Origin of the sequence: Streptomyces sp. NBC_01446 (assembly GCF_026340095.1) — a bacterium.
GTDB lineage: Bacteria > Actinomycetota > Actinomycetes > Streptomycetales > Streptomycetaceae > Streptomyces > Streptomyces aureus.
Genome location: NZ_JAPEPO010000001.1, coordinates 3147227 through 3171663 on the forward strand (window position 1 = coordinate 3147227; position 24437 = coordinate 3171663).

The following is a 24437-nucleotide window of genomic DNA, read 5'->3' on the forward strand; positions in this document are numbered from 1 at the left end:
AGGGTTCCAAGAGGGAAGGCTGCGTACCCGGGCGCAACAAGGGGATTCACCACTTGAGCGCGCCTCGAATAGCGCTCCGTGTGGGCAAGCTCACTCATGGGGACGGGTCGTAAGCCCGTGTCGGCAGTCCCTAAACTCGGCTTGTTTCAAGGAGGGAGCCATCGTGCGCAAGGTGCTCATCGCCAACCGTGGCGAAATCGCTGTCCGCGTGGCCCGGGCGTGCCGGGATGCCGGTATCGCGAGCGTTGCCGTTTACGCGGAACCGGACCGGGACGCTTCGCATGTCCGGGCGGCGGACGAGGCGTTCGCGTTGGGCGGTGACACCCCGGCCACCAGCTATCTCGACATGGCGAAGGTGCTGCAGGCCGCCAAGGACTCGGGCGCGGACGCCATCCACCCCGGCTACGGATTCCTGTCGGAGAACGCGGAGTTCGCCCAGGCCGTCCTGGACGCCGGTCTGATCTGGATCGGCCCGCCCCCGCAGGCCATCCGCGACCTGGGCGACAAGGTCGCCGCCCGGCACATCGCCCAGCGCGCCGGCGCCCCGCTGGTCGCCGGCACCCCGGACCCCGTGTCCGGGTCCGACGAGGTCGTCGCGTTCGCCCGCGAACACGGCCTGCCCATCGCCATCAAGGCCGCCTTCGGCGGCGGCGGCCGCGGCCTCAAGGTCGCCCGCACCCTCGAAGAGGTCCCCGAGCTCTACGACTCCGCCGTGCGCGAAGCCGTCGCAGCGTTCGGCCGCGGCGAATGCTTCGTCGAGCGCTACCTCGACAAGCCCCGCCACGTGGAGACCCAGTGCCTGGCCGACACCCACGGCAACGTGGTCGTCGTCTCCACCCGCGACTGCTCCCTGCAGCGCCGCCACCAAAAGCTCGTGGAAGAGGCCCCCGCCCCCTTCCTGACACCGGCGCAGAACGAGCAGCTCTACACCGCCTCCAAGGCCATCCTCAAGGAAGCCGGCTACGTCGGCGCCGGCACCGTCGAGTTCCTCGTCGGCCTCGACGGCACCATCTCCTTCCTCGAGGTCAACACCCGCCTCCAGGTCGAACACCCCGTCACCGAAGAGGTCGCCGGCATCGACCTCGTACGCGAGATGTTCCGCATCGCCGACGGCGAAGCACTCGGCTACGACGACCCCACCCTGCGCGGCCACTCCTTCGAGTTCCGCATCAACGGCGAGGACCCCGGCCGCGGCTTCCTGCCCGCCCCCGGCACCGTCACCCGCTTCGCCCCGCCCACCGGCCCCGGCGTGCGCCTGGACGCCGGCGTCGAGACCGGCAGCGTCATCGGCCCCGCCTGGGACTCCCTGCTCGCCAAACTGATCGTCACCGGCGCCACCCGCGAACAGGCCCTGCAACGCGCCGCCCGCGCCCTGGCCGAGTTCGAGGTCGAAGGCATGGCCACCGCCATCCCCTTCCACCGCGCCGTCGTCGTCGACCCCGCCTTCACCAGCGACCCGTTCACCATCCACACCCGCTGGATCGAGACCGAGTTCGTCAACGAGATCAAACCCTTCGCCGCCACCCCCGACACCGACACCGACGAGGAAGCCGGCCGCGAGACCGTCGTCGTCGAGGTCGGCGGCAAACGCCTCGAGGTGTCCCTCCCCGTCTCACTCGGCATGTCCCTGGCCCGCACCGGCCTCGCCGCCGGCGCCAAGCCCAAACGACGCGCCGCCAAGAAGTCCGGACCGGCCGCCTCCGGCGACACCCTCGCCTCCCCCATGCAGGGCACCATCGTCAAGGTCGCCGTCGAGGAAGGCCAGGAAGTCAAGGAAGGCGACCTCGTCGTCGTCCTCGAAGCCATGAAGATGGAACAGCCCCTCAACGCCCACCGCACCGGCATTATCAAGGGCCTCAACGCCGAAATCGGCGCCTCCATCACCTCCGGCGCCACCATCTGCGAGATCAAGGACTGAGCCTGACCTGCTCTCAGAGGGCCTGACACGAGCGCCCGGCGGACCGGAAGACGGTCCACCGGGCGCTCGCGTTGTTCCGGTCCGCGGTCCGGCTGTCGCGCGATCAGGCATCCTGGAGAGCGCGCGCACGACCAGGGAGGACCGATGACGACCGGCACGGACCAGACGGACCGGCCCCGCCCGGCCCCTTTCGTACGCCCCATGCGGGCCGACGCACGCCGGAACTACGAGCGGCTGCTCGCCGAGGCGCGTACGGCGTTCGCCGAGCACGGCACGGGCGCGTCCCTGGAGGACGTGGCGCGGCGCGCGGGCGTCGGCATCGGGACGCTCTACCGGCACTTCCCGAACCGGCACGCGCTGATGAGCGCGGTCTTCGAGGACGCGGTGAACGAACTGCTGGCGCGCTCGCGGGCGCTGCTCGCGGACCCGCAGCCATGCTCGGCGCTGGTGGCATGGCTGCGCGACATCATCACTCATGCGGGTGAGTACCGCGGGCTCTCACGGGCTCTCATGTCGGCGTCGCACGACGCCAGTTCGGCCCTGTCGCGGTGCAGTACGCCGATGCGCGAGGCGGGCCAGGCCCTGCTGTCCAGGGCGCAGCGGGCGGGTGCCGTGCGCGCGGACGTGTCGATCGGCGATCTGCTTCAGCTGACCAACGCGATCGCGCTGGCCGCGGAGGAGACCCCGGACGAGCCGGAACTGGCGGATCGTTTGCTCCGGCTGACGCTGCGAGGCATCACCGCGGGCTAGCGACCGTCCTACGGCAACCCGCAGCCGTACGGAGAAAGCTCCGCACCGGGTTCGGCCCCGCCCGGCGTGCTGCTCAGCGCCGCCGGAGGTCGGCCACCCTCGCCGCGCGCTCAGGGGGTGCCTGGTCGAGGGCGGAAGCGCTGCGCAGCTGGGGGCCGCCCGGGAGCTGGGTGCGGCGCTGGCCCGGCAGAGGTACGTCCCGGCGCGTCTGCCGCGTCGGGACGGGATCTCCCCCCGCCGGCCCCGTTCCGGTCGCCGAGGCTCCGGCGATCGCGATCTGCACCCCCTGGTCGGCGAGTGCCTGGAGTTCGGTGACGGCGCGGTCGTCGTGGGCGGGCGGTTCGTCCGTCACGAGGCGCGTGATCACATCGGTCGGCACCGTCTGGAACATCGTGTCGGTGCCGAGTTTGGAGTGGTCGGCGAGGACGACGACCTCAGCGGCGGCCTGCACCAGCGCGCGGTCGACGGAGGCCGACAGCATGTTGGACGTGGAGAGGCCGCGTTCGGCGGTCAGACCACTGCCGGAGAGGAAGGCGCGGGAGACTCTGAGTCCCTGGAGGGACTGCTCGGCCCCGCTGCCCACGAGTGCGTAGTTGGAACCGCGCAGAGTGCCGCCCGTCATGACGACCTCGACCCTGTTGGCATGGGCCAACGCCTGCGCCACCAGAAGGGAGTTGGTGACGACGGTCAGCCCGGGCACCCGCGCGAGCCGGCGTGCCAGCTCCTGCGTGGTCGTACCCGCCCCCACCACAATGGCTTCGCCTTCTTCGACGAGGCCCGCGGCGAGATCGGCGATGGCCGTCTTCTCTGCGGTCGCGAGATGTGATTTCTGCGGAAAGCCGGACTCCCGCGTGAATCCGCCCGGCAATACCGCACCGCCATGTCGGCGGTCGAGGAGTCCTTCTGCCTCCAGTGCGCGCACGTCCCGCCGTACGGTCACTTCGGAGGTCTGGACGACGCGGGCGAGCTCCCGGAGCGATACCGCTCCATTGGCCCGCACCATTTCGAGGATCAATTGACGACGTTCTGCAGCGAACACGAAACTGACAGTAACCCCAACGACCGTCTGCTTTCAGCAGTTTGCGCCGAATAACAGAAGTTGTTCGCACGGAACGGCAGGAAGTGGTATAGACGCCTATCTCCCGCGCCTATGCCCGCCGCATGGCAGGCAACAGGCTGTGACCTGCGGGAAGTTGATCGTGTCCGGCGAAATCGCCGCCGTCAGGCTTCGTCGGCCGTCTTCCGCGTGTGCAGCTGACGCGCCACCTCGGCGATCGAGCCCGAAAGTGACGGGTACACGGTGAACGCCTTCGCGATCTGCTCGACCGTCAGGTTGTTGTCGACCGCGATCGAGATGGGATGGATCAGTTCGCTCGCGCGCGGGGCGACGACCACGCCGCCCACCACGATGCCCGTACCGGGACGGCAGAAGATCTTGACGAAGCCGTCGCGGATGCCCTGCATCTTGGCGCGCGGGTTGCGCAGCAGCGGCAGCTTCACCCCGCGGGCGTCGATCTTCCCGGCGTCGACGTCGGCCTGCGTGTAGCCGACCGTGGCGATCTCGGGGTCGGTGAAGACGTTCGAGGAGACCGTCTTGAGGTTCAGCGGCGCCACCGCGTCGCCGAGGAAGTGGTAGACGGCGATGCGGCCCTGCATGGCGGCCACGGAGGCGAGCGCGAAGACGCCGGTCACGTCACCGGCGGCGTACACGCCGGGAGCGGTGGTCCTGGAGACCTTGTCGGTCCAGATGTGCCCGGAGTCCTTGAGCCTGACCCCGGCCTCCTCAAGGCCCATCCCGCTGCTGTTCGGGATGGCGCCGACGGCCATCAGGCAGTGGGTGCCGGAGATGACGCGGCCGTCGGAGAGGGTGACCTCGACGCGGTCGCCGACGCGCTTGGCCGACTGGGCGCGCGAGCGGGCCATGACGTTCATGCCGCGGCGCCGGAAGACGTCCTCCAGGACGGCGGCGGCGTCCGGGTCCTCACCTGGCAGGACGCGGTCGCGGCTGGACACGAGTGTGACGCGGGAGCCGAGGGCCTGGTAGGCGCCGGCGAACTCGGCTCCGGTGACACCGGAACCGACCACGATGAGCTCTTCGGGGAGCTCGTCGAGGTCGTAGACCTGGGTCCAGTTGAGGATGCGCTCGCCGTCCGGCTGGGCGTCGGGCACCTCGCGCGGGTGACCGCCGGTGGCGATCAGGACGGCGTCGGCGGTGAGGGTCTCCTCGGTGCCGTCGGCGGTGCGCACGACGACCTTGCGGGAGCCGTCGGCGGCCTGCTGGCCCTCCAGGCGGCCGCGGCCGCGCATCACGCGGGCGCCGGCCCGGGTGACGGACGCGGTGATGTCGTGGGACTGGGCGAGCGCGAGGCGCTTCACACGCCGGTTGACCTTGCCGAGGTCGACACCGACGACCCGCGCGGGGCTGTCGATGTGCGGGGTGTCATCGGCGACGATGATCCCCAGCTCCTCGTACGACGAGTCGAAGGTGGTCATCACCTCGGCCGTCGCGATCAGGGTCTTGGACGGGACGCAGTCGGTGAGCACCGACGCCCCGCCCAGGCCGTCGCAGTCGACGACGGTCACCTCCGCGCCGAGCTGGGCAGCCACGAGGGCCGCCTCATATCCGCCAGGTCCGCCACCGATGATCACGATCCGAGTCACGTACTCCATTGTCCCGCACGCTTCAAGTGCTTTCGCCCCGGGGGCCTCCGTCCGTGCGCGTCCCACGTCGGAGCGGCTTCTGTTACAGGAGAGACCCCGGCCACACCTGCCGTACCCTCGACCACATGTCGCTCTACGCCGCATACGCCGGCAATCTCGACGCGCGGCTGATGACGCGCCGCGCACCGCACTCGCCGATGCGCTCGACGGGCTGGCTCAGCGGCTGGCGGCTGACGTTCGGGGGCGAGCACATGGGCTGGGAAGGCGCGCTCGCGACCCTCGTCGAGGCGCCCCGCTCGCAGGTCTTCGTCGCGCTGTACGACATCGCGCCGATGGACGAGGACTCCATGGACCGCTGGGAGGGCGTGGGGCTCGACATCTACCGGCGCATGCGCGTGCGCGTGGACACGCTGGAGGGCGAGGAGCCCGCCTGGGTGTACGTGCTCAACGGGTACGAGGGCGGGTTCCCCTCGGCCCGCTATCTCGGCGAGCTGGCGGACGCGGCGGAGTCGGCCGGAGCCCCGCACGACTACGTGATGGAACTGCGCAAGCGCCCCTGCTGAGCAGGCTTCGTCGGAAACGACAAGACAACGATCCCATTCCCGTGAGGTCTGTCATCTACGCGCGTAGGACCGAAGCGGCTACCCTCGATCGCGTGAACGCATCTGTTACTCCGGACAACATCCAGGGCGCCGCCGGATTCAATCCCCGAGTCGCCGCCGACGCCGCCGCCACGCGCCTGCGCGAGCTCACCGGCGCCGACACCCACGACGTCGCCCTCGTGATGGGCTCCGGCTGGGCACCGGCCGTGGACGCCCTCGGCACCCCCGAGGCCGAGTTCTCCGTCACCGAGCTGCCCGGTTTCCCGCCGCCGGCCGTCGAGGGCCACGGCGGAAAGATCCGCTCGTACAAGATCGGTGACAAGCGCACCCTGGTCTTCCTCGGGCGCACGCACTACTACGAGGGCCGCGGTGTCGCGTCCGTCGCGCACGGCGTCCGTACCGCCGTCGCCGCCGGCTGCAAGACCATCGTCCTGACCAACGGCTGCGGCGGTCTGCGCGAGGGCATGCGCCCCGGTCAGCCGGTCCTGATCAGCGACCACCTGAACCTGACGGCGACGTCGCCGATCGTCGGCGCGAACTTCGTCGACCTCACCGACCTGTACTCCCCGCGCCTGCGCACCCTGTGCAAGGAGATCGACCCCTCCCTCGAGGAGGGCGTCTACGCGCAGTTCCCCGGCCCGCACTACGAGACCCCGGCCGAGATCCGCATGGCCCGCACGATCGGCGCGGACCTCGTCGGCATGTCGACGGTCCTCGAGGCCATCGCGGCCCGCGAGGCGGGCGCCGAGGTGCTCGGCATCTCCCTCGTCACGAACCTGGCGGCGGGCATGACGGGCGAGCCCCTCAACCACGAAGAGGTGCTCCAGGCCGGCCGCGACTCCGCCACCCGCATGGGCGAGCTCCTGGGCAAGGTCCTGGGCCGCATCTGATCCCGTAGAGACACGCGAGAGGCTGGACGAACCGTGACCTTGCAGGACACCGAACTGCTCGCCAGGGCCGAGGCCTGGCTGGCCGAGGACCCCGACCCGGAGACCCGCGAGGAGCTGGCGAAGCTCATCGAGAGCGCCGACACCAAGGCGCTCGCCGAGCGCTTCGCCGGCACGCTCCAGTTCGGCACCGCGGGTCTGCGCGGCGAGCTCGGCGCGGGCCCCATGCGGATGAACCGCTCCGTGGTCGTCCGCGCGGCGGCGGGCCTCGCCGCGTATCTCAAGAGCAAGGGCGAGGCGGGCGGGCTCGTCGTCGTCGGGTACGACGCGCGCCACAAGTCGGCGGACTTCGCGCGGGACACGGCGGCCGTCATGACGGGCGCCGGCCTGCGCGCCGCGGTGCTGCCGCGCCCGCTGCCCACCCCGGTCCTCGCCTTCGCCATACGGCACCTGGGCGCGGTCGCGGGCGTGGAGGTCACGGCCAGCCACAACCCGCCCCGCGACAACGGCTACAAGGTCTACCTCGGCGACGGCTCGCAGATCGTGCCGCCCGCGGACGCCGAGATCGCGGCCGAGATCGCAGCGATCCGCACCCTCCACGACGTACCCCGCCCGGACTCCGGCTGGGAAACGCTCGGCGAGGACGTCCTGGAGGCCTACCTGGCCCGCACGGACGCGGTCCTGGCCCCGGACTCCCCCCGCACGGCGCGCACGGTCTACACGGCGATGCACGGCGTCGGCAAGGACACCCTGCTCGCCGCGTTCGCACGAGCGGGCTTCCCCGAGCCCGTCCTCGTGACCGAGCAGGCGGACCCGGACCCGGACTTCCCGACGGTGGCGTTCCCGAACCCGGAAGAACCGGGCGCGATGGACCTGTCCTTCGCGGCGGCCCGGACCGCGGACCCCGATCTGATCATCGCGAACGACCCGGACGCGGACCGCTGCGCAGTCGCCGTGAAGGACGGCGAGGACTGGCGAATGCTGCGAGGCGACGAGGTGGGCGCGCTGCTGGCGGCCCACCTGGTGGCCCGCGGAGCAAGGGGCGTCTTCGCAGAGTCGATCGTGTCGTCCTCGCTCCTGGGCCGGATCGCCGAAAAGGCCGGCCTCCCCTACGAGGAGACCCTGACGGGCTTCAAGTGGATCGCCCGGGTGGACGGTCTGCGCTACGGCTACGAGGAGGCGCTCGGCTACTGCGTGGACCCCGAGGGCGTACGGGACAAGGACGGCATCACGGCGGCGCTGCTGGTCACGGAACTGGCGTCGACGCTCAAGGAACAGGGCCGCACCCTGCTTGACGCGCTGGACGACCTGGCGGTGGCCCACGGCCTGCACGCGACGGACCAGCTGTCGGTACGGGTGGAGGACCTCACGATCATCGCCAAGGCGATGGCCGCACTCCGCGAAGCACCGCCGGCCGAACTGGCAGGCCTCCGGGTGGCGCGGGCAGAGGACCTCACCCAAGGCACGACCACGCTCCCGCCGACGGACGGCCTGCGCTACACGCTCGACGGCGAGTACCGGGCCCGGGTCATCGTCCGCCCGAGCGGCACGGAGCCCAAGCTCAAGTGCTACTTGGAGGCAGTGATCCCGGTGGAGGCGCACGCGGACCTCGCCTCGGCCCGAGCAGAGGGCACACGGGTACTGAACGCGATCAAGCGGGACCTGTCGACGGCGGCGGGCATCTGAAAAAGGGCAAGCAAAAGGCCGGGGTCGAAACCGACCCCGGCCTTTCCCGTCTCCGAACTCAACCGGTCACAAGCAGAACGGCCATCAGAACCGCTCCCACAACCGCGGGCGCAATAATCTCGTAGGCCCAGCGGATCGAAGGCTCGCCCTGCGCTGACGGCTTGTCGGCGCGGTCCCGGGCCAGCTCGCGAATCTCGTCCAACGACTGATCGCCGGCGGCCTTACGGGGCACGAAATCGGCGGCCCCACTCAGCCCCTTGTCCTTACGTCCACCCGGACGCCGATCGGCCTTCTTACGGGCGCGCATGGAGACCGGGATGGCCCAGAGCTGGTATTTGTCCCCACCCTCGGTGAAGACCTCGCTGGAGTAGCCGGCGCGCAGATCGGCGACGGACGCCCAGGGCAGGGTGATCGCACGGAACGGATTACGGACGCGCAGCCGGTCCTCATTCGCGTACACCGCGGGCCGGATCGTGAACGCGACGACGAGCGGCACGGCGAGAAGCAGCCCCGCGACGGCCAGCCAGGCGGTGCGGGCGTCGCCGTTGACCAGGGCGTCGAAACCGAGCCAGGCCCCCATCACGAGCAGCAGGACGCCACCTGCGATACCGGCGGGAGAACGGTAGGCGCGCTCCGCCGCCACGGGTGCCGTGACGGAGGGCTGGGAGTCCGGGGTCTTCATACCCCGATGATGCCTGAAGCAGGGAAGAACGTTGATTACGGCCTGAGAACAACCACAGAGGCCGAAAGCCCCACCGACTGGCCGTATACGAGACGCGGCCCGGAAGACGGCGAGTCCCACCGGCCGCAAGACGCCGACGAGACGGGAGGGGACGCGGGGGCATGTGCGCGCGCAGTCACCAGCACCACGTACAGGCAATTAACCAGCCGACGAGCACCCGTAGAACAGCGAGCACGTACATGCCCCCGCGGCCCCGCACCCAAAAACAAGCCGCAGCAGCCCGCACCGAGCCCGCACCCAAAAACAAGCCACAGCAGCCCGCACCCGAAATCACAACGCCCCCACGCAGCGCCACGCAGCCGCACCGGAAAACACACCCGAGGGGCCACCACCGGAACCCGTCACAGAGACCCACCACTCACCCCTCCCCCTGTACAGCAGCTACGCGCGTAGATATGCTCCCCTCGTGACCATGCCCACTGCACCCGCACCCGCATTCGCCGACGCGGTCGCCTCGGACCGTTCACTGCGTCGCTTCCTTCACGGGCTGCCCGGGGTCGACACGGTCGGCCTGGAGGCTCGCGCCGCGTCCCTCGGCACGCGGTCGATCAAGACCACGGCCAAGGCGTACGCCATCGACCTGGCGATCTCTATGATCGACCTGACGACCCTCGAAGGCGCCGACACCGCCGGCAAGGTCCGCGCGCTCGGCGCGAAGGCCGTGCACCCGGACCCCACCGACCGTACGACTCCGCGCACAGCCGCCGTCTGCGTCTATCCGGACATGGTGGCGACGGCCAAGGAGGCCGTGGCCGGGAGCGACGTGAAGGTCGCCTCCGTGGCCACCGCCTTCCCGGCGGGCCGCGCCGCCCTGGAGGTGAAGCTCGGGGACGTCCGCGAGGCGGTCGCCGCCGGAGCCGACGAGATCGACATGGTCATCGACCGCGGAGCGTTCCTCGCGGGCCACTACCTGAAGGTGTACGAGGAGATCGTCGCCGTGAAGGAGGCCTCGGGCGCCGCGCGCCTCAAGGTCATCTTCGAGACGGGCGAGCTGTCGACGTACGACAACATCCGGCGTGCGAGCTGGCTGGGCATGATGGCCGGGGCGGACTTCATCAAGACGTCGACCGGCAAGGTCGGAGTGAACGCCACCCCGGCGAACACCCTGCTCATGCTGGAGGCGGTGCGTGACTTCCGTGCCCAGACGGGCGTACAGGTAGGCGTGAAGCCCGCCGGAGGCATCCGTACGACCAAGGACGCGATCAAGTTCCTGGTGCTGGTCAACGAGACCGCCGGCAGTGACTGGCTGGACAACCACTGGTTCCGCTTCGGTGCTTCGAGCCTGCTCAACGACCTGCTGATGCAGCGCCAGAAGCTGAGCACCGGCCGCTACTCCGGCCCCGACTACGTCACGGTGGACTGACCCATGACTTTTGAGTACGCACCCGCGCCGGAGTCCCGCTCCGTCGTCGACATCGCCCCCAGCTACGGCCTGTTCATCGACGGCGAGTTCGCCGAGGCGGCCGACGGCAAGGTCTTCAAGACGGTCAGCCCGTCCACGGAGGAGGTCCTCTCCGAGATCGCCCAGGCGGGCGAGGCGGACGTGGACCGCGCGGTGAAGGCGGCCCGCAAGGCGTTCGAGAAGTGGTCGGCGCTGCCGGGCGCGGAGCGCGCGAAGTACCTGTTCCGGATCGCGCGGATCATCCAGGAGCGCAGCCGCGAGCTCGCGGTCCTGGAGACGCTGGACAACGGCAAGCCGATCAGGGAGACGCGCGACGCGGACCTCCCGCTGGTGGCGGCGCACTTCTTCTACTACGCGGGCTGGGCGGACAAGCTCGGCCACGCGGGCTTCGGCCCGAACCCGGCGCCGCTGGGCGTCGCGGGCCAGGTCATCCCGTGGAACTTCCCGCTGCTGATGCTGGCGTGGAAGATCGCCCCGGCGCTGGCGACGGGCAACACGGTCGTCCTGAAGCCGGCCGAGACGACCCCTCTCTCCGCGCTCTTCTTCGCGGACATCTGCCGCCAGGCGGGCCTGCCCAGGGGTGTGGTGAACATCCTTCCGGGCTACGGCGACGCGGGCGCGGCGCTCACGGCGCACCCCGACGTGAACAAGGTGGCGTTCACCGGCTCCACCGCGGTGGGCAAGGCGATCGCCCGCCAGGTGGCCGGCACGGACAAGAAGGTCACGCTCGAACTGGGCGGCAAGGGCGCGAACATCGTCTTCGACGACGCGCCCGTCGACCAGGCGGTCGAGGGCATCGTCACGGGCATCTTCTTCAACCAGGGCCAGGTCTGCTGCGCGGGATCGCGCCTCCTGGTCCAGGAGTCGGTGGCCGACGAGGTGCTGGACGCGCTGAAGCGCCGCCTCACCACCCTCCGCCTGGGCGACCCGCTGGACAAGAACACCGACATCGGCGCGATCAACTCCGCGGAGCAGCTCGCGAGGATCAAGGCGCTCGCGGACACGGGCGAGGCCGAGGGCGCGGAGCGCTGGTCGGCGCCGTGCGAACTCCCGGACAGCGGCTACTGGTTCGCGCCGACGCTCTTCACGAACGTCACGCAGGCGCACACGATCGCGCGGGACGAGATCTTCGGCCCGGTGCTGTCCGTCCTCACGTTCCGCACTCCGGAGGAGGCGGTGGCGAAGGCGAACAACACGCAGTACGGGCTCTCGGCCGGTATCTGGACGGAGAAGGGCTCGCGCATCCTCGCGGTCGCGAACAAGCTCCGGGCGGGCGTCGTCTGGGCCAACACGTTCAACAAGTTCGATCCGACCTCGCCGTTCGGCGGCTACAAGGAGTCGGGTCACGGCCGCGAGGGCGGCCGCCACGGCCTGGAGGCATACCTCGCCCCGTCGAGCCCGGAGGGCACGCGATAAATGAGCACGGTTGAGCGACTCACAGTCCTGAAGACCTACAAGCTGTACGTGGGCGGGAAGTTCCCGCGTTCCGAGAGCGGCCGGGTGTACGAGGTGTCGGACTCGAAGGGCAAGTGGCTGGCGAACGCCCCGCTGTCGTCCCGCAAGGACGCGCGTGACGCGGTGGTGGCCGCGCGCAAGGCGTTCGGCGGCTGGGCGGGCGCGACGGCGTACAACCGCGGGCAGGTGCTCTACCGCGTGGCGGAGATGCTGGAGGGCCGCCGCGACCAGTTCGTGCGGGAGGTGGCGGACGCCGAGGGCCTGTCGAAGTCCAAGGCGGCGGCCGTCGTGGACGCGGCGATCGACAGGTGGGTCTGGTACGCGGGCTGGACGGACAAGATCGGCCAGGTCGTGGGCGGGGCGAACCCGGTCGCGGGCCCGTTCTTCAACCTGTCCACGCCCGAGCCGACCGGAGTGGTTGCCGTGCTGGCGCCGCAGAAGTCGTCGTTCCTGGGCCTGGTCTCGGTGATCGCCCCGGTGATCGCGACGGGCAACACGGCCGTGGTGATCGCGAGCGAGACGTCCCCGCTGCCCGCGCTGTCGCTCGGCGAGGTACTCGCCACGTCCGACGTGCCGGGCGGCGTCGTGAACGTCCTGTCCGGCAGGACGGCGGAGATCGCCGCGCCGCTGGCCGCGCACCAGGACGTGAACGCGATCGACCTGACGGGGGCGGACGCCGACCTGGCCCGTGACCTGGAGATCGCGGCAGCGGACAACCTGAAGCGCGTACGCCGTCCCCAGGCTGTGGACACGGACTGGACGACGGACCCGGGCACGGACCGGCTCACGTCGTTCCTGGAAACGAAGACGGTGTGGCACCCGACGGGTTCACTCGGCGCGTCGGGCTCTTCGTACTAGGCCCGAACCCGAAGCCGGACCCAACCCGAAACCCGGGACCCCGGCTCTCCTCCGTCCAGGAGGGCCGGGGTTTCGTCATGCCGTCGGCGGCACGATTCAGACCCCGAGCCGCGCAGCGATCCCGTCGAGGCGAGCTCGAACTGGATAACGACCCCTGCTCATCAGGCAGTTCATCTGCGGGGCGAGGGTGGGCCTGCCGGATCTCTGCGCCCGCCGATCGGGGCTTCGTTCGGATCGGGCGGGCCCGGCCTGAGCCGGACGAGAGGCCCTAGCCCGGGAGCAGAGAGCTGGCCGGTCCGACCAGGGGGAGGTCGCCGAGGGCGCCGCCCTTGGCGACGGGACCGGTCGCGGTGGCCGTGGTCACCGGCTTGAAGTCGGCGACCTGGGTGCCGACCGCGTTGTCGAGCGGATCGACCCCGGTACCGGAGAGCGGGTTGAGCTTCAGGTGCTTGACCGGGGCGAGGCCCCCGTTCGCGGCGGTCTCGAGCGCCCCCGCCACCGCTCCCCCGGCCGCCGCCGTGTCGAGGTCGCCGACCGGCGAGGCGAGAGGCGCGGCGGCGGGCTCCGCCGCACCGGCGCTCACCGCACCCCCGCCGAGCGCCGCCCCTGCGGCGGTGAGGGTGAGCCCCGCGCGCAGCAGCGCACGCTGGGCCGCCGAGGACTTCTTCGCTGAGTGTCGTGCCATGAAGTGCCGCCCGTTTCCGGTACCGGCGGCCGGTTGGTCCGCCGCCGCAGATCGAGTAATCGTACGCGTACGCAGAGTAGTTGAGACGTGACTGTGCCACAAAGGCCGACCCGCAGGGTCCACCGGGGGCGGAGGATGCAGCACACTGGTGTCTCGTGAGTTCCCATCCCTCGATACCGACCCGGGTCGTCCTGCTGGCAGGCCCTTCCGGCTCCGGCAAGTCGTCCTTCGCGTCCCGCTCCGGGCTTCCCGTGCTGTGCCTGGACGACTTCTACAAGGAGAGTGACGACCCGACACTGCCGCAGGTGCCGGGCAGCTCGGACATCGACTGGGACTCGCCCCGCTCCTGGGACACGGAGACGGCCGTCGCCGCGATCGCGGAGCTGTGCCGGACGGGCCGCACCCGCGTTCCCGTCTACGACATCGCGACCAGCTCGCGGGTGGGCGAGGAGACGTTCGACATCGAGCGCACACCGCTGTTCATCGCGGAGGGCATCTTCGCCGCGGACATCGTGGAGCGCTGCCGGGACCTCGGCCTGCTCGCCGACGCGCTGTGCCTGCGCGGCCGCCCGTCCACGACGTTCCGCCGCCGGCTGCTGCGGGACCTCAGGGAGGGCCGCAAGTCCGTGCCGTTCCTGCTGCGCCGCGGCTGGCGCCTGATGCGCGCGGAGCGCGGCATCGTGGCTCGCCAGACGGCGCTCGGCGCGCACGCGTGCGGCAAGGAGGAAGCCCTCGGCCGCCTCGCCGCGGCCGCCGCGGGCCGCCGCGTGAAGGCCCGCGCCCAGGCGTGAGCGGCCCGCACACCCCGTACGCATGAGAAACGGGACCGGAGAGACCCCCCGGCCCTCCGGTCCCGCTTCATTCCCCCGTGAAGATCCCCCGTGATCCCCCCGGTACCGCTTCCCCCGTACCACCGTCGCGTCCCCCCGGAGCGACGGCCCGCCCCCTGCCTTCAGGCCACCAGCTCGCCGAAGGACTCCTCCAGGTCACGGCCGAAGCTGAGGACCTCGTCCTCGCGCAGCCGGCGCAGGGAGCGCCAGATGCTGGACTTCACCGTGCCGACACTGATGTCGAGGATGTCCGCGATCTCGGGGTCCGTACGACCCTCGTAGTACCGCAGGACGAGCATCGTGCGCTGCAGTTCGGGGAGGCGGGCCAGGGCCTGCCAGAGAACCGCGCGCAGCTCCGTGCCGCGCATCGCGTCCGTGTCGCCCGCCGTCTCCGGCAGTTCCTCGGTCGGGTACTCGTTCAGCTTGCGGCGGCGCCACGCGCTGATGTGCAGATTGGTCATGGTGCGGCGGAGGTAGCCCCCTACCGCCGCCTTGTCGCTGATCCTGTCCCAGGCGCGGTACGTCGAGAAGAGAGCGCTCTGGAGCAGGTCCTCGGCCTCGAACCGGTCACCGGTCAGGTGGTAGGCGGTTGCGTACAGGGAGGCGCGGCGTTCCTGGACGTAGGCCGTGAACGCCGCTTCGGCATCCGCGGTCTCCGACAGGGACTTCTTCCGCTCCCCCGATTCCTCCCCGTACGCGGCTCCCCCGTCGGACACCGCCTGGTTCGCGTCAACCACCGTCATGTACGTGGTGTGCTGACGCCCGGTGCCGCGAGCGCACCCCCGCCCGCTCACGGCACCGGACAACTCGTGCTTCCCGGAACCGGGACTCCGCACCAGAGCGTCATGAAGACGTGTGACAACTGCGCCAGTGGTGGTGCTGTGCAGCGTGTTCATCTCGCGCCCCCCGTCGTGGAGTCTCGGTTTCCCGTGGCTCGTAAGGACTTGCGTCCTTGCGATGTCCAAAAGCTTGCCCGGGCCACTTCATGACGGTGTCCGTCGACTGTCACAGACCTGTCACAGGGCCCGGGCGTGTGCGAGTCGTGTGTGGATGGGGCCCGATGCCCCCTCATTACGAGCTTGGGAGCGCTCCAACGGTCGAACTTGAGCCGTGCCATGGGACAGAATGACGTCTGTGCCTTCCCTGTTGCTGATCGAGGACGACGACGCCATCCGAACGGCCCTGGAGCTGTCCCTTACGCGCCAGGGCCATCGGGTTGCCACCGCTGCCACCGGCGAGGACGGTCTGAAGCTGTTGCGTGAGCAGCGGCCGGACCTGATCGTGCTGGATGTGATGCTGCCCGGCATCGACGGGTTCGAGGTGTGCCGGCGCATCCGGCGCACGGACCAGTTGCCGATCATCCTGCTCACGGCGCGCAGCGACGACATCGATGTGGTGGTCGGGCTGGAGTCCGGCGCCGACGACTACGTCGTGAAGCCGGTGCAGGGGCGGGTGCTCGACGCCCGGATCCGCGCGGTGCTCCGGCGGGGCGAGCGGGAGGCGAACGACGCGGCGTCGTTCGGCAGTCTCGTCATCGACCGGGCCGCGATGACGGTCACGAAGAACGGTGAGGACCTCCAACTGACGCCCACGGAGCTGCGGTTGCTCCTCGAACTGAGCCGTAGGCCGGGCCAGGCGCTGTCGCGGCAGCAGTTGCTGCGCCTGGTGTGGGAGCACGACTACCTCGGCGACTCGCGGCTCGTCGACGCGTGTGTGCAGCGGCTGCGCGCGAAGGTCGAGGACGTGCCGTCCTCGCCGACGCTGATCCGTACGGTGCGCGGGGTCGGCTACCGGCTGGACACGCCTCAGTGAGTGATGCGCACGACCGGCTGCGGGGGTGGGCCGCGGCGAAGAAGGCGATACTTGCCGGCCTGCGCTTCACGAGCCTGCGGCTGCGGCTCGTCGTCGTCTTCGCCCTGGTGGCGCTGACCGCGGCGGTGTCGGCGTCGGGGATCGCGTACTGGCTGAACCGTGAGGCGGTGCTGACCCGGGCGCAGGACGCGGCGCTCAGCGACTTCCAGCAGGAGATGCAGAACCGCGCCGCGGCGCTGCCCGAGCATCCGACGCAGGGCGAGTTGCAGCATGCCGCGAACCTGATGGCGAGCAGCAGTCAGCACTTCAGTGTGCTGCTGATCAGCGACGACAAGGACGGCCGGCGGATCGCGGGCAACTCCGACCTGGACGCGATCACGCTGGCCGAGGTGCCTAGTTCGCTGCGGGACGCGGTGAACAGGGAGCAGCCCCTCACGGACGGCAACAAGCACCCGTACCACCTGTACTGGCAGCGGATCGTCAGCAATGACACGCCGTATCTGGTCGGCGGGGCGCGGGTGATCGACGGGGGGCCGACGGGCTACATGCTCAAGTCCCTGGAGCCGGAGGCGAAGGATCTCAACTCCCTTGCCTGGTCGCTCGGGATCGCGACGGCGCTCGCGCTGATCGGTTCGGCGCTGCTCGCGCAGGCCGCGGCGACGACGGTGCTCAAGCCGGTGCACCGGCTCGGGCGGGCGGCCCGGCGGCTCGGGGAAGGGAAGCTGGACACGCGTCTGCGGGTGTCCGGTACGGATGAACTGGCCGATCTTTCCCGGACGTTCAACCGGACCGCGGAGAATCTGGAGAAGAAGGTCGCCGACATGAGTGCGCGCGAGGAGGCGTCGCGGCGCTTCGTCGCCGACATGTCGCACGAGCTGCGTACGCCGCTGACCGCGATCACCGCGGTGACGGAGGTCCTTGAGGAGGAGCTCGACGCGGAGACCGGTTCGGTCGACCCGATGATCGAGCCGGCCGTGCGTCTCGTGGTGAGCGAGACGCGCCGGCTGAACGACCTGGTGGAGAACCTGATGGAGGTGACCCGCTTCGACGCCGGCACCGCCCGGCTCGTCCTCGACCACGTCGACATCGCCGACCAGATCACGGCCTGCATCGACGCCCGCGCCTGGCTCGACGCGGTGGACCTGGACGCGGAGCGCGGCATCATGGCCCGCATCGACCCGCGCCGCCTCGACGTCATCATGGCGAACCTGATCGGGAACGCGCTCAAGCACGGCGGCTCGCCGGTGCGGGTGTCCGTGCGGCTTGCGGACTCGGCGCTGGTGATCGAGGTGCGTGACCACGGGCCCGGCATTCCGCAGGACGTGCTCCCGCATGTCTTCGACCGGTTCTACAAGGCGAGCGCGTCGCGGCCGCGTTCGGAGGGCAGCGGGCTCGGGCTCTCGATCGCCCTGGAGAACGCACACATCCACGGCGGCGAGATCACGGCCGCCAACTCCCCTGAGGGCGGCGCCGTGTTCACGTTCCGGCTGCCGCTCGACGCGTCACCGCTGACGCTGCCGCCCGATGACGAGGGCGCTGTCGGTGGCGGTTCCGGTGAGGAGGGCGGTGCGTGATGACCCCACGCAAGACAAGACAGCGTTACGCGGTGCTGGGCGCGGCGGTTCTCGCCGTGCTGCTCGCCGGGTGCGGGATCAGGCCGACGGAGGTACCGACGGACTTCGGGGCCGCGCCGTCACGGGTGCCGTGCACGCTGTCGGGGCCCGATCTGGAGTCGCGCTCGGGCGGCGAGTTCGCCGTGCAGGTGTATCTGGTCTGTACGTCGCAGCTGGTGAGCGTCGACCGGTCGGTGACCCTGCCGAAGGGGCAGGGCGCCTCGGACCGGGTGCGGCTCGCGCAGGCGCTGCTCGACGAGCTGGAGCAGTCTCCGGGCGGCGCCGAGCGGCAGGCGGGGTACACGACGGACGTCCGGCCCGGGATGACCGTCTCGGGGCCGGGCAAGGGTGACCCGGACAACGCGCTGCGGCTGAGCGTCCCGCCGGACGACCTCTCGCCATACGCGCTGGCCCAGATCGTGTGTACGTATGCGAACGGCGGGGCCGCGGCAAAGGACGACAAGGTCGTGCTCGGCGGGCCGGGGAACGACGCTCTGCGCGCGTACGACTGTTCTCCGGAGATGCGGACGCGGCCGGGGCTCGTTCCGGCGCCCGCCGAGACGGTCGGCTGACGGGGGCGGGCGCGGTTGTCGCGGGCGGACGCCGGCGACGCGGAACCGATCGTCCCGCCGTCCGCGTCTTGGGGGGCGTGCAGCGCCATCGCCCGGGCGGCTCCAAGGCCGCCATCCGCTTCCGTACGGCAGGGATAGTCCTCCTTGCCGCGCATCTGCTTCTCGTCTGCTGGATCACGCTGCGACCACTGGACGTGCCGTGGGTCAGCGCCGCGAACCTGCACCCGTTCGCGGGGATCAGGGCGGATCTCGCGCTCGGCCCGGCGGAGGCGGTGCGGCGGATCGGCAAGGAACTGCTGCTGCTCGCCCCGCTGGGGGTGCTCCTGCCGATCGCCGGGGGGCGGCTCGTCGTCTCGCCGCTGGGTTCGCTGGTGCGTACGGTCGCCGCCGGAGCGCTGCTCTCGCTCGGCATCGAGCTGCTGCAGACCGGGGTGCCGGGACAGGTCGTGGACATCGACTCGCTGTTCCTGAACACGCTGGGCGTGGCCCTCGCGCACGCGGCCGTGGTGCCGACCCTCAGGGGCAGACTCCGCCGCAGGACCGAGGTCACGGCCCTCCCCCGGGAGGAGCCCTCTCAGGGGCGGACCCCGACGATTTCCAGGGTCGGCATCGCCCCGTGAGCTGACGCTTCGCCCGGTTCGTCACCGTAGCTTTGAAGCCATCGGAGACGTCCCGGCCATCCCGGCCAAGGGGGCGCCTCACCGCTACGGTTCGCGAAGGAGCCCACCATGACCGCCCTTGCCCGCCCCACGAACGGACGGATGATCGGCGGAGTGTGCGCAGCGCTGGCACGGCGCTTCGGCACCTCCGCGACCACGATGCGCGTGATCTTCGTGCTCTCGTGTCTGCTTCCCGGTCCCCAGTTCCTGCTGTACATCGCGCTGTGGATCCTGCTGCCGGGCGAGGGCAAGGTCCGCCAGGCGTGGTGACGACGGGGTCCGCAGGCTGATGTACGACAAGGAGGGGCGCACCCGCGCGAGCGGGTGCGCCCCTCCCGTGTGTCCGCGCGTGTGGCGTGTCGGGTGGGTCAGCCGACGGGCAGGGCGCCGCCGGCGGGCAGCGAGTTGACGGGCAGGCCGCCGAGGAGCCCGGAGACCGGGTCGTGGCCCTTGGTGGGGAGGGCCTTGTGGACGGCGGGCGCGGCGGCCTTCAGGCCACCGGTGACGGCGTTCTTGCCGGCGGTCAGGGAATCGGTGCCACCGGCGGGGAGCACCTGCGCGACCTGCTCGGCGGGGAGCGTGCTGGTCACGGTGTCCAGGGCGGAGCCCGCGTCCGGGAGGGCGGGGGCGGCGGACGCGGCACCGGCGCCCGCGGCGGCGAAGGCGGCACCGAGGGCGGCGACACCGAGGGTCTTGACGGCAGACTGCTTCATTATGAAATGAGTCCTCGTGAACGGGGGCTTGAGCGGTCCACGACCGTAAACACGCGTCAGGGCGCGTTGCAAACAGCGAAATACGCGCGGAAGCGGCCGGGAGTTAATGTTCCCGGCCGCTTCAAATTCGCACAAACAGGCGCTACTGCTCGACAGAACCCCTGGTCGAGGCGGTCTGACGGAACAGCCATTCGGATTTCAACTCGGCATATCCCGGCTTGATGACGTCATTGATCATGGCCAGTCGTTCATCGAAAGGAATGAATGCTGATTTCATCGCATTGACAGTGAACCACTGCATGTCGTCGAGCGTGTAGCCGAAGGCGTCGACCAGGTGCTCGAACTCGCGGCTCATGCTGGTGCCGGACATGAGGCGGTTGTCCGTGTTCACCGTGGCGCGGAAGTGCAGCTTACGGAGCAGGCCGATGGGGTGGGCCTCGTAGGAGTCGGCGGCGCCCGTCTGGAGGTTGGAGCTCGGGCACATCTCCAGGGGGATGCGCTTGTCGCGTACGTAGGAGGCGAGGCGGCCGAGCTTGACCATGCCGTCGTCCTCGACCTTGATGTCGTCGATGATCCGCACGCCGTGGCCGAGGCGGTCGGCGCCGCACCACTGGAGCGCCTGCCAGATGGACGGCAGGCCGAAGGCCTCGCCCGCGTGGATCGTGAAGTGGTTGTTCTCGCGCTTGAGGTACTCGAAGGCGTCGAGGTGGCGGGTGGGAGGGAAACCGGCCTCGGCGCCCGCGATGTCGAAGCCGACGACTCCGGTGTCGCGGTAGCGGTTGGCGAGTTCGGCGATCTCCAGGGCGCGGGCCGCGTGCCGCATGGCGGTGAGCAGGGCGCCCACGCGGATGCGGTGGCCGTTGGCCTTGGCGCGCCGCTCGCCTTCCCGGAAGCCCGAGTTGACCGCCTCGACGACCTCTTCGAGGGTGAGGCCCTGTTCGAGGTGCTGCTCGGGGGCGTAGCGGATCTCGGCGTAGGCGACGCCGTCCTCGGCGAGGTCCTCGGCGCACTCGGCGGCGACCCGGAACAGCGCCTCGCGGGTCTGCATGACGGCGCAGGTGTGGGCGAAGGTCTCCAGGTAGCGCTCGAGGGAGCCGGAGTCGGCGGCCTCGCGGAACCAGATGCCGAGCTTGTCTGGGTCGGTCTCCGGGAGGTTCTCGTAGCCCTGTTCCAGGGCGAGTTCGACGATGGTGCCGGGGCGAAGCCCGCCGTCGAGGTGGTCGTGCAGCAGCACCTTGGGGGCGCGAACGATCTGCTCGGGGGTCGGAATCTGCGAGTTTCCGCTGGTCTGGCTCGTCATTTCGGCACTCTAACGCCTACGCGCGTAGATACCGGGTGGCGTCCGCCTGTCGATACGTAACAGTGACCCTGCGGACGGGTGGCGTACACCGTGCCTTCTGACACTGTTCTGTCATGGGACAGCAAGCGACGACGGTCCGTGAGGCCCGGCTCGGGAAGGCGGTGGGGCCCGTCCCCGCGACGGTGAGCGGTGTGGTCCTGCTGCTTCCCGCGGGCGCGGAGACCTCCGCGCGCAGACCGTCACCGCTGGCCTCGGCGACCGTACGGCCCCTGGGGCGCGCTCTCGCGCGCGAGGGGCGGCGGGACGGCCTTGCGGCGCATGTCGTGCACTACCGCAGTCGCGGCTGGAACGGCGCGCAGGCGCAGCTCGCACGCGACGCCGACTGGGCGGCGGACGAGGCCGTGCGGCGCTACGGCGACGTCCCCGTCTGCCTCGTCGGGGTCGACATGGGCGCCCGGGCGGCGCTGCACGCGGGCGGGCACAGCGCGGTCAACTCGGTGCTCGCGCTTGCCCCTTGGCTGCCCGAGGAGGACGTCGCCGCGCCCCCCGAACCGGTGAAACAGCTCGTGGGCCGCCGCGTCCTGATCGTGCACGGCACGAACGACGAGCGCACGGATCCCGAGCTGTCGTTCCGCCTGGCCGCCCGCGCGAAGAAGTCCAACCGCGACACCTGCCGTTTCGAGGTGCACTCCGACGGCCACGCGCTCCACCAGCACCGCACCGAAGTCCACGCCCTGGCCCGCGACTTCGTCCTCGGTTCGCTCTTCGACCGGGCGTTCTCGCGCCCGGTGCAGGACGCGCTCGCCGCGCCGCCGCCGCTGGGGCTGCGGATGCCGCTGGCCTCGGGCTTCGGCAGGTCCCTGGGGCGGTGACTACTCCTCCGCGCGGGTCCACTCGGAGAGCAGTTTGCCGCGCCGGGAGAGAAGGAACTTCTTGAACGCGGCGACCGGCGGGGTGTCCGGATGCCCGTCGAGCCAGGCCACGCCGATCTCGCGTACCGCCCGCTGGCCGGTCACCGTCAGCTCCACGACTCCCGGGCGCGGTACGGCCGGTGGCGGCAGGAGCGCCACGCCGAGGCCCGCCGCGACCAGGCCGCGCAGGGTCTCCGTCTCCTCGCCCTCGAAGGCGATGCGCGGCCTGAACCCCGCCTCCGTGCACAGGCCGTCGGTGATGCGGCGCAGTCCGTAGCCGGGTTCGAGGGTCACGAACGTCTCGTCGGCCGCCTCCGCGAGACGGACGCGCTTGCGGCCCGCGAGGCGGTGCTCGTCGGGGACGACCAGACGCAGGCGCTGCTCGTCGAGGCGGCGCGCGACGAGGCCGGGCGCGTCGGGGATGGGAGAGGTGAGACAGAGGTCGAGTTCGCCGGCGCGCAGGCGCTCCAGCATCGCCTCGCCGTAGTTCTGGACGAGGCTGAAGCGGATGCCGGGGTGGTCGGCGCGGAAGGCGCGGATCAGGCCGGGGACGGTCTCGGAGCCCATGGTGTGCAGGAAGCCGAAGGCGACCTTGCCCGACGCGGGGTCGGCGTCGGCCCGTACCGACTCGGCGGCGCGGCCGACCTCGGCGAGCGCCTTGTCGACGGACGTGAGGAACGTGCGGCCCGCCGGGGTGAGCGAGACGGTGCGGCCGTGGCGCGCGAACAGCTCCACGCCGAGGTCCTGTTCGAGGCGGACCAGGGCGCGCGACAGCGTCGACTGGGGGATCTCCAGCTCGTGCGCGGCCCGCGTGACGTGCTCGGTGCGGGCGACCGCGGCGAAGTACGACAGGCGTGGCGCGAGCGTCGTCACGATGTCTTCTGTGTCACTGGACGGTGACAGACGAGCCTCTGAACTCTGCTTATGCGCCATAGGATCGATTATGGCGTTTTCATGCATTGGACGCATGAAAGACGCAGGCCTACGTTCGAGACATGCCTCCTGCCAGTAGCGGGGCGACCGTCACCCACGCGGTCGCCGCCCGTAAGCCGTCGTCCCCCGAAGCCACCGACACCCGTCTGAACCCGGGCGGACCCGGCTACCGCCGGATGAGTTTCGCCCTCTTCCTGGCCGGGGTCGCGACCTTCGCCCTGCTCTACTCCACGCAGGCCCTGCTCCCCCTCGTCTCCGCGGACTTCGGCGTCAGCGCGAGCGCCGCGAGCTGGACGGTGTCCGGCGCGACGGGCGCGCTCGCCCTGTGTGTCCTGCCGCTGAGCGCCCTGTCGGAGCGGTTCGGGCGGCGCACCGTGATGACGGCGTCCCTGTCGGTGGCGGTCGCGGTCGGCCTGCTCGTGCCGTTCGCGCCCTCGCTCGGGGCGCTGATCGCGCTGCGGGCGCTCCAGGGCGCCGCTCTCGCCGGTCTGCCGGCCTCCGCGATGGCGTATCTCGCGGAGGAGGTGCGGCCCAAGGCGCTGGTCGCCGCGATCGGCCTGTTCGTGGCGGGCAACTCCATCGGCGGGATGAGCGGCCGGGTCATCACCGGGTGGGTCGCGCAGGAGTGGGGCTGGCGCGCGGCGGTCGGCACGATCGGCGTGATCGCCGTGGCGTGCGCGGTCGCGTTCCGGCTGCTGCTGCCCCAGCCGCGGCACTTCACCCCCGGCTCGCTGCGGCCTCGGGTGCTGGCCCGCACGGTGCGCGGCCACCTCGCGAACCCGCTGCTGTGCCGTCTGTACGTGATCGGCGCCCTGTTCATGACGGTCTTCGGCGCCGTGTACACGGTGATCGGCTACCGGCTCACGGCCGCGCCGTTCTCGCTCCCGCAGGGCATCATCGGCTCGATCTTCCTGGTGTACCTGGTGGGTACGGTCTCCTCGGCCGCGGCCGGCAAGCTCGTCGCGCGGCTCGGGCGGCGCGGGGCGCTGTACCTGGCGGTGGGCACGACGGCGTCCGGGCTGCTCATCTCGCTCGGCGACTCGATCGCCATGGTGCTGCTCGGCCTCCTCCTGATCACGGCCGGGTTCTTCGCGGGGCACGCGGTGGCCTCGTCCTCGGTCAGCCACACGGCGACGCACGGGCGGGCGCAGGCGTCCGCGCTGTACCAGTCCGTGTACTACATCGGCTCCAGCGTGGGCGGCACGCTCGGCGCGGTGGCCTTCCACGCGGGCGGCTGGGCCGGGACCGTGGCCCTCGGCCTGGTGGCGGTGCTCGGCGTCGTGTCGGTGACCCTGTGGGGCTCGCACGCGGCGCGCGTGCAGCAGCGGCAGACGCTCGTTGCGGCGCACTGACGCTGCCCGGATCTTGCTGACAACGGCCCCCGGACCGGTGTATTTCGCCGGTCCGGGGGCCGTTGTCAGTGCCCTGCGGTAGCTTCCGAAGTGCTG

Annotated in this window: 24 protein-coding genes; 16 read left to right on the plus strand and 8 right to left on the minus strand. The window is 70.8% G+C overall.

From position 1 onward, the window contains the following. Positions 1-163 precede the first annotated feature (163 nt). Both OG456_RS13970 and OG456_RS13975 read left to right on the plus strand, forming a co-directional pair. Positions 164-1918, plus strand: a complete 1755-nt coding sequence (locus OG456_RS13970) for a biotin carboxylase N-terminal domain-containing protein (RefSeq protein WP_266560803.1) — start codon at positions 164-166, stop codon at positions 1916-1918. A 144-nt stretch (positions 1919-2062) separates the two neighbouring features. Then, positions 2063-2668: a TetR/AcrR family transcriptional regulator gene (locus tag OG456_RS13975; RefSeq protein ID WP_266560805.1), complete on the plus strand. Its 606-nt coding sequence runs from the start codon at positions 2063-2065 to the stop codon at positions 2666-2668. A gap of 73 nt (positions 2669-2741) precedes the next feature. On the opposite strand, the gene OG456_RS13980 is transcribed toward OG456_RS13975, so the two are convergent. Both OG456_RS13980 and OG456_RS13985 read right to left on the minus strand, forming a co-directional pair. After that, entirely contained in the window at positions 2742-3707 is a 966-nt protein-coding gene (locus tag OG456_RS13980; RefSeq protein ID WP_116510650.1) for a DeoR/GlpR family DNA-binding transcription regulator, read from the minus strand. A 182-nt stretch (positions 3708-3889) separates the two neighbouring features. Continuing rightward, positions 3890-5338, minus strand: a complete 1449-nt coding sequence (locus OG456_RS13985) for an NAD(P)H-quinone dehydrogenase (RefSeq protein WP_266560809.1) — start codon at positions 5336-5338, stop codon at positions 3890-3892. Between the two features lie 116 nt (positions 5339-5454). Between OG456_RS13985 and OG456_RS13990 the strand changes: the two genes are divergently transcribed. From OG456_RS13990 to OG456_RS14000, 3 genes are all read left to right on the plus strand, one after another. Further along, positions 5455-5892 (plus strand): gamma-glutamylcyclotransferase, encoded by a 438-nt coding sequence (locus tag OG456_RS13990; RefSeq protein ID WP_266560811.1) that lies wholly within the window; start codon positions 5455-5457, stop codon positions 5890-5892. A 92-nt stretch (positions 5893-5984) separates the two neighbouring features. Next, a complete protein-coding gene (locus tag OG456_RS13995; RefSeq protein WP_266560813.1) occupies positions 5985-6821 on the plus strand; it encodes a purine-nucleoside phosphorylase in 837 nt (278 codons plus the stop codon). Positions 6822-6860: 39 nt separating this feature from the next. After that, a complete protein-coding gene (locus OG456_RS14000) occupies positions 6861-8504 on the plus strand; it encodes a phospho-sugar mutase (protein WP_266569217.1) in 1644 nt (547 codons plus the stop codon). Between the two features lie 58 nt (positions 8505-8562). Here the strand turns inward: OG456_RS14000 and OG456_RS14005 are convergent, their stop codons facing one another. Then, positions 8563-9186 (minus strand): PH domain-containing protein, encoded by a 624-nt coding sequence (locus tag OG456_RS14005; protein WP_266560815.1) that lies wholly within the window; start codon positions 9184-9186, stop codon positions 8563-8565. Between the two features lie 472 nt (positions 9187-9658). On the opposite strand from OG456_RS14005, the gene deoC reads away from it, so the two are divergent. The 3 genes from deoC to OG456_RS14020 are packed head-to-tail and all read left to right on the plus strand — an operon-like array spanning position 9659 to position 12961. Continuing rightward, the gene (gene deoC / locus OG456_RS14010) at positions 9659-10609 is read left to right on the plus strand and encodes a deoxyribose-phosphate aldolase (RefSeq protein ID WP_116513451.1); all 951 of its coding nucleotides are present in this window, start codon (positions 9659-9661) and stop codon (positions 10607-10609) included. A gap of 3 nt (positions 10610-10612) precedes the next feature. Continuing rightward, positions 10613-12064, plus strand: coding sequence for an aldehyde dehydrogenase family protein (locus OG456_RS14015; protein WP_266560817.1), 1452 nt, complete (start codon positions 10613-10615; stop codon positions 12062-12064). Then, complete coding sequence (locus OG456_RS14020) at positions 12065-12961, plus strand: aldehyde dehydrogenase family protein (RefSeq protein WP_266560819.1); 897 nt, start codon at positions 12065-12067, stop codon at positions 12959-12961. 268 nt (positions 12962-13229) lie between these two features. On the opposite strand, the gene OG456_RS14025 is transcribed toward OG456_RS14020, so the two are convergent. After that, positions 13230-13646 carry a hypothetical protein gene (locus OG456_RS14025; protein WP_266560821.1) on the minus strand — a complete coding sequence of 139 codons (417 nt, stop codon included), beginning with the start codon at positions 13644-13646 and terminating at the stop codon, positions 13230-13232. Between the two features lie 155 nt (positions 13647-13801). Here OG456_RS14025 and OG456_RS14030 point away from each other — a divergent pair, with 155 nt between their 5' ends. Beyond that, positions 13802-14437, plus strand: a complete 636-nt coding sequence (locus OG456_RS14030) for a uridine kinase (RefSeq protein ID WP_266560823.1) — start codon at positions 13802-13804, stop codon at positions 14435-14437. A 161-nt stretch (positions 14438-14598) separates the two neighbouring features. Here the strand turns inward: OG456_RS14030 and OG456_RS14035 are convergent, their stop codons facing one another. Beyond that, the gene (locus OG456_RS14035) at positions 14599-15372 is read right to left on the minus strand and encodes a SigE family RNA polymerase sigma factor (protein WP_266560825.1); all 774 of its coding nucleotides are present in this window, start codon (positions 15370-15372) and stop codon (positions 14599-14601) included. A 238-nt stretch (positions 15373-15610) separates the two neighbouring features. Between OG456_RS14035 and afsQ1 the strand changes: the two genes are divergently transcribed. The 5 genes from afsQ1 (at position 15611) to OG456_RS14060 (ending at position 19402) form a co-directional block, all read left to right on the plus strand. After that, positions 15611-16288, plus strand: coding sequence for a two-component system response regulator AfsQ1 (gene afsQ1 / locus OG456_RS14040; protein WP_030682803.1), 678 nt, complete (start codon positions 15611-15613; stop codon positions 16286-16288). After that, positions 16285-17862, plus strand: coding sequence for a HAMP domain-containing sensor histidine kinase (locus tag OG456_RS14045; RefSeq protein ID WP_266560828.1), 1578 nt, complete (start codon positions 16285-16287; stop codon positions 17860-17862). Before afsQ1 ends, OG456_RS14045 begins: the two co-directional genes overlap by 4 nt. Continuing rightward, a complete protein-coding gene (locus OG456_RS14050; RefSeq protein WP_266560830.1) occupies positions 17862-18473 on the plus strand; it encodes a hypothetical protein in 612 nt (203 codons plus the stop codon). The genes OG456_RS14045 and OG456_RS14050 overlap by 1 nt, the downstream gene beginning before the upstream one ends. A 77-nt stretch (positions 18474-18550) precedes the next feature. Further along, positions 18551-19093, plus strand: a complete 543-nt coding sequence (locus OG456_RS14055; protein ID WP_266560832.1) for a VanZ family protein — start codon at positions 18551-18553, stop codon at positions 19091-19093. A 108-nt stretch (positions 19094-19201) separates the two neighbouring features. Continuing rightward, the gene (locus tag OG456_RS14060) at positions 19202-19402 is read left to right on the plus strand and encodes a PspC domain-containing protein (protein WP_266560834.1); all 201 of its coding nucleotides are present in this window, start codon (positions 19202-19204) and stop codon (positions 19400-19402) included. Positions 19403-19500: 98 nt separating this feature from the next. Here the strand turns inward: OG456_RS14060 and OG456_RS14065 are convergent, their stop codons facing one another. Together OG456_RS14065 and OG456_RS14070 are read right to left on the minus strand one after the other, a co-directional pair. Further along, on the minus strand, positions 19501-19845 hold the full coding sequence (locus tag OG456_RS14065) for an ATP-binding protein (protein ID WP_266560836.1): 345 nt from the start codon (positions 19843-19845) through the stop codon (positions 19501-19503). A 142-nt stretch (positions 19846-19987) separates the two neighbouring features. Next, on the minus strand, positions 19988-21145 hold the full coding sequence (locus tag OG456_RS14070) for an adenosine deaminase (protein ID WP_266560838.1): 1158 nt from the start codon (positions 21143-21145) through the stop codon (positions 19988-19990). 113 nt (positions 21146-21258) lie between these two features. Between OG456_RS14070 and OG456_RS14075 the strand changes: the two genes are divergently transcribed. Continuing rightward, complete coding sequence (locus tag OG456_RS14075; protein WP_266560840.1) at positions 21259-22017, plus strand: alpha/beta hydrolase; 759 nt, start codon at positions 21259-21261, stop codon at positions 22015-22017. On the opposite strand, the gene OG456_RS14080 is transcribed toward OG456_RS14075, so the two are convergent. Beyond that, a complete protein-coding gene (locus OG456_RS14080; protein WP_266560842.1) occupies positions 22018-22989 on the minus strand; it encodes a LysR family transcriptional regulator in 972 nt (323 codons plus the stop codon). Between the two features lie 62 nt (positions 22990-23051). Here OG456_RS14080 and OG456_RS14085 point away from each other — a divergent pair, with 62 nt between their 5' ends. After that, positions 23052-24341, plus strand: a complete 1290-nt coding sequence (locus tag OG456_RS14085; RefSeq protein WP_266560844.1) for an MFS transporter — start codon at positions 23052-23054, stop codon at positions 24339-24341. The last annotated feature ends 96 nt before the right edge of the window (positions 24342-24437 follow it).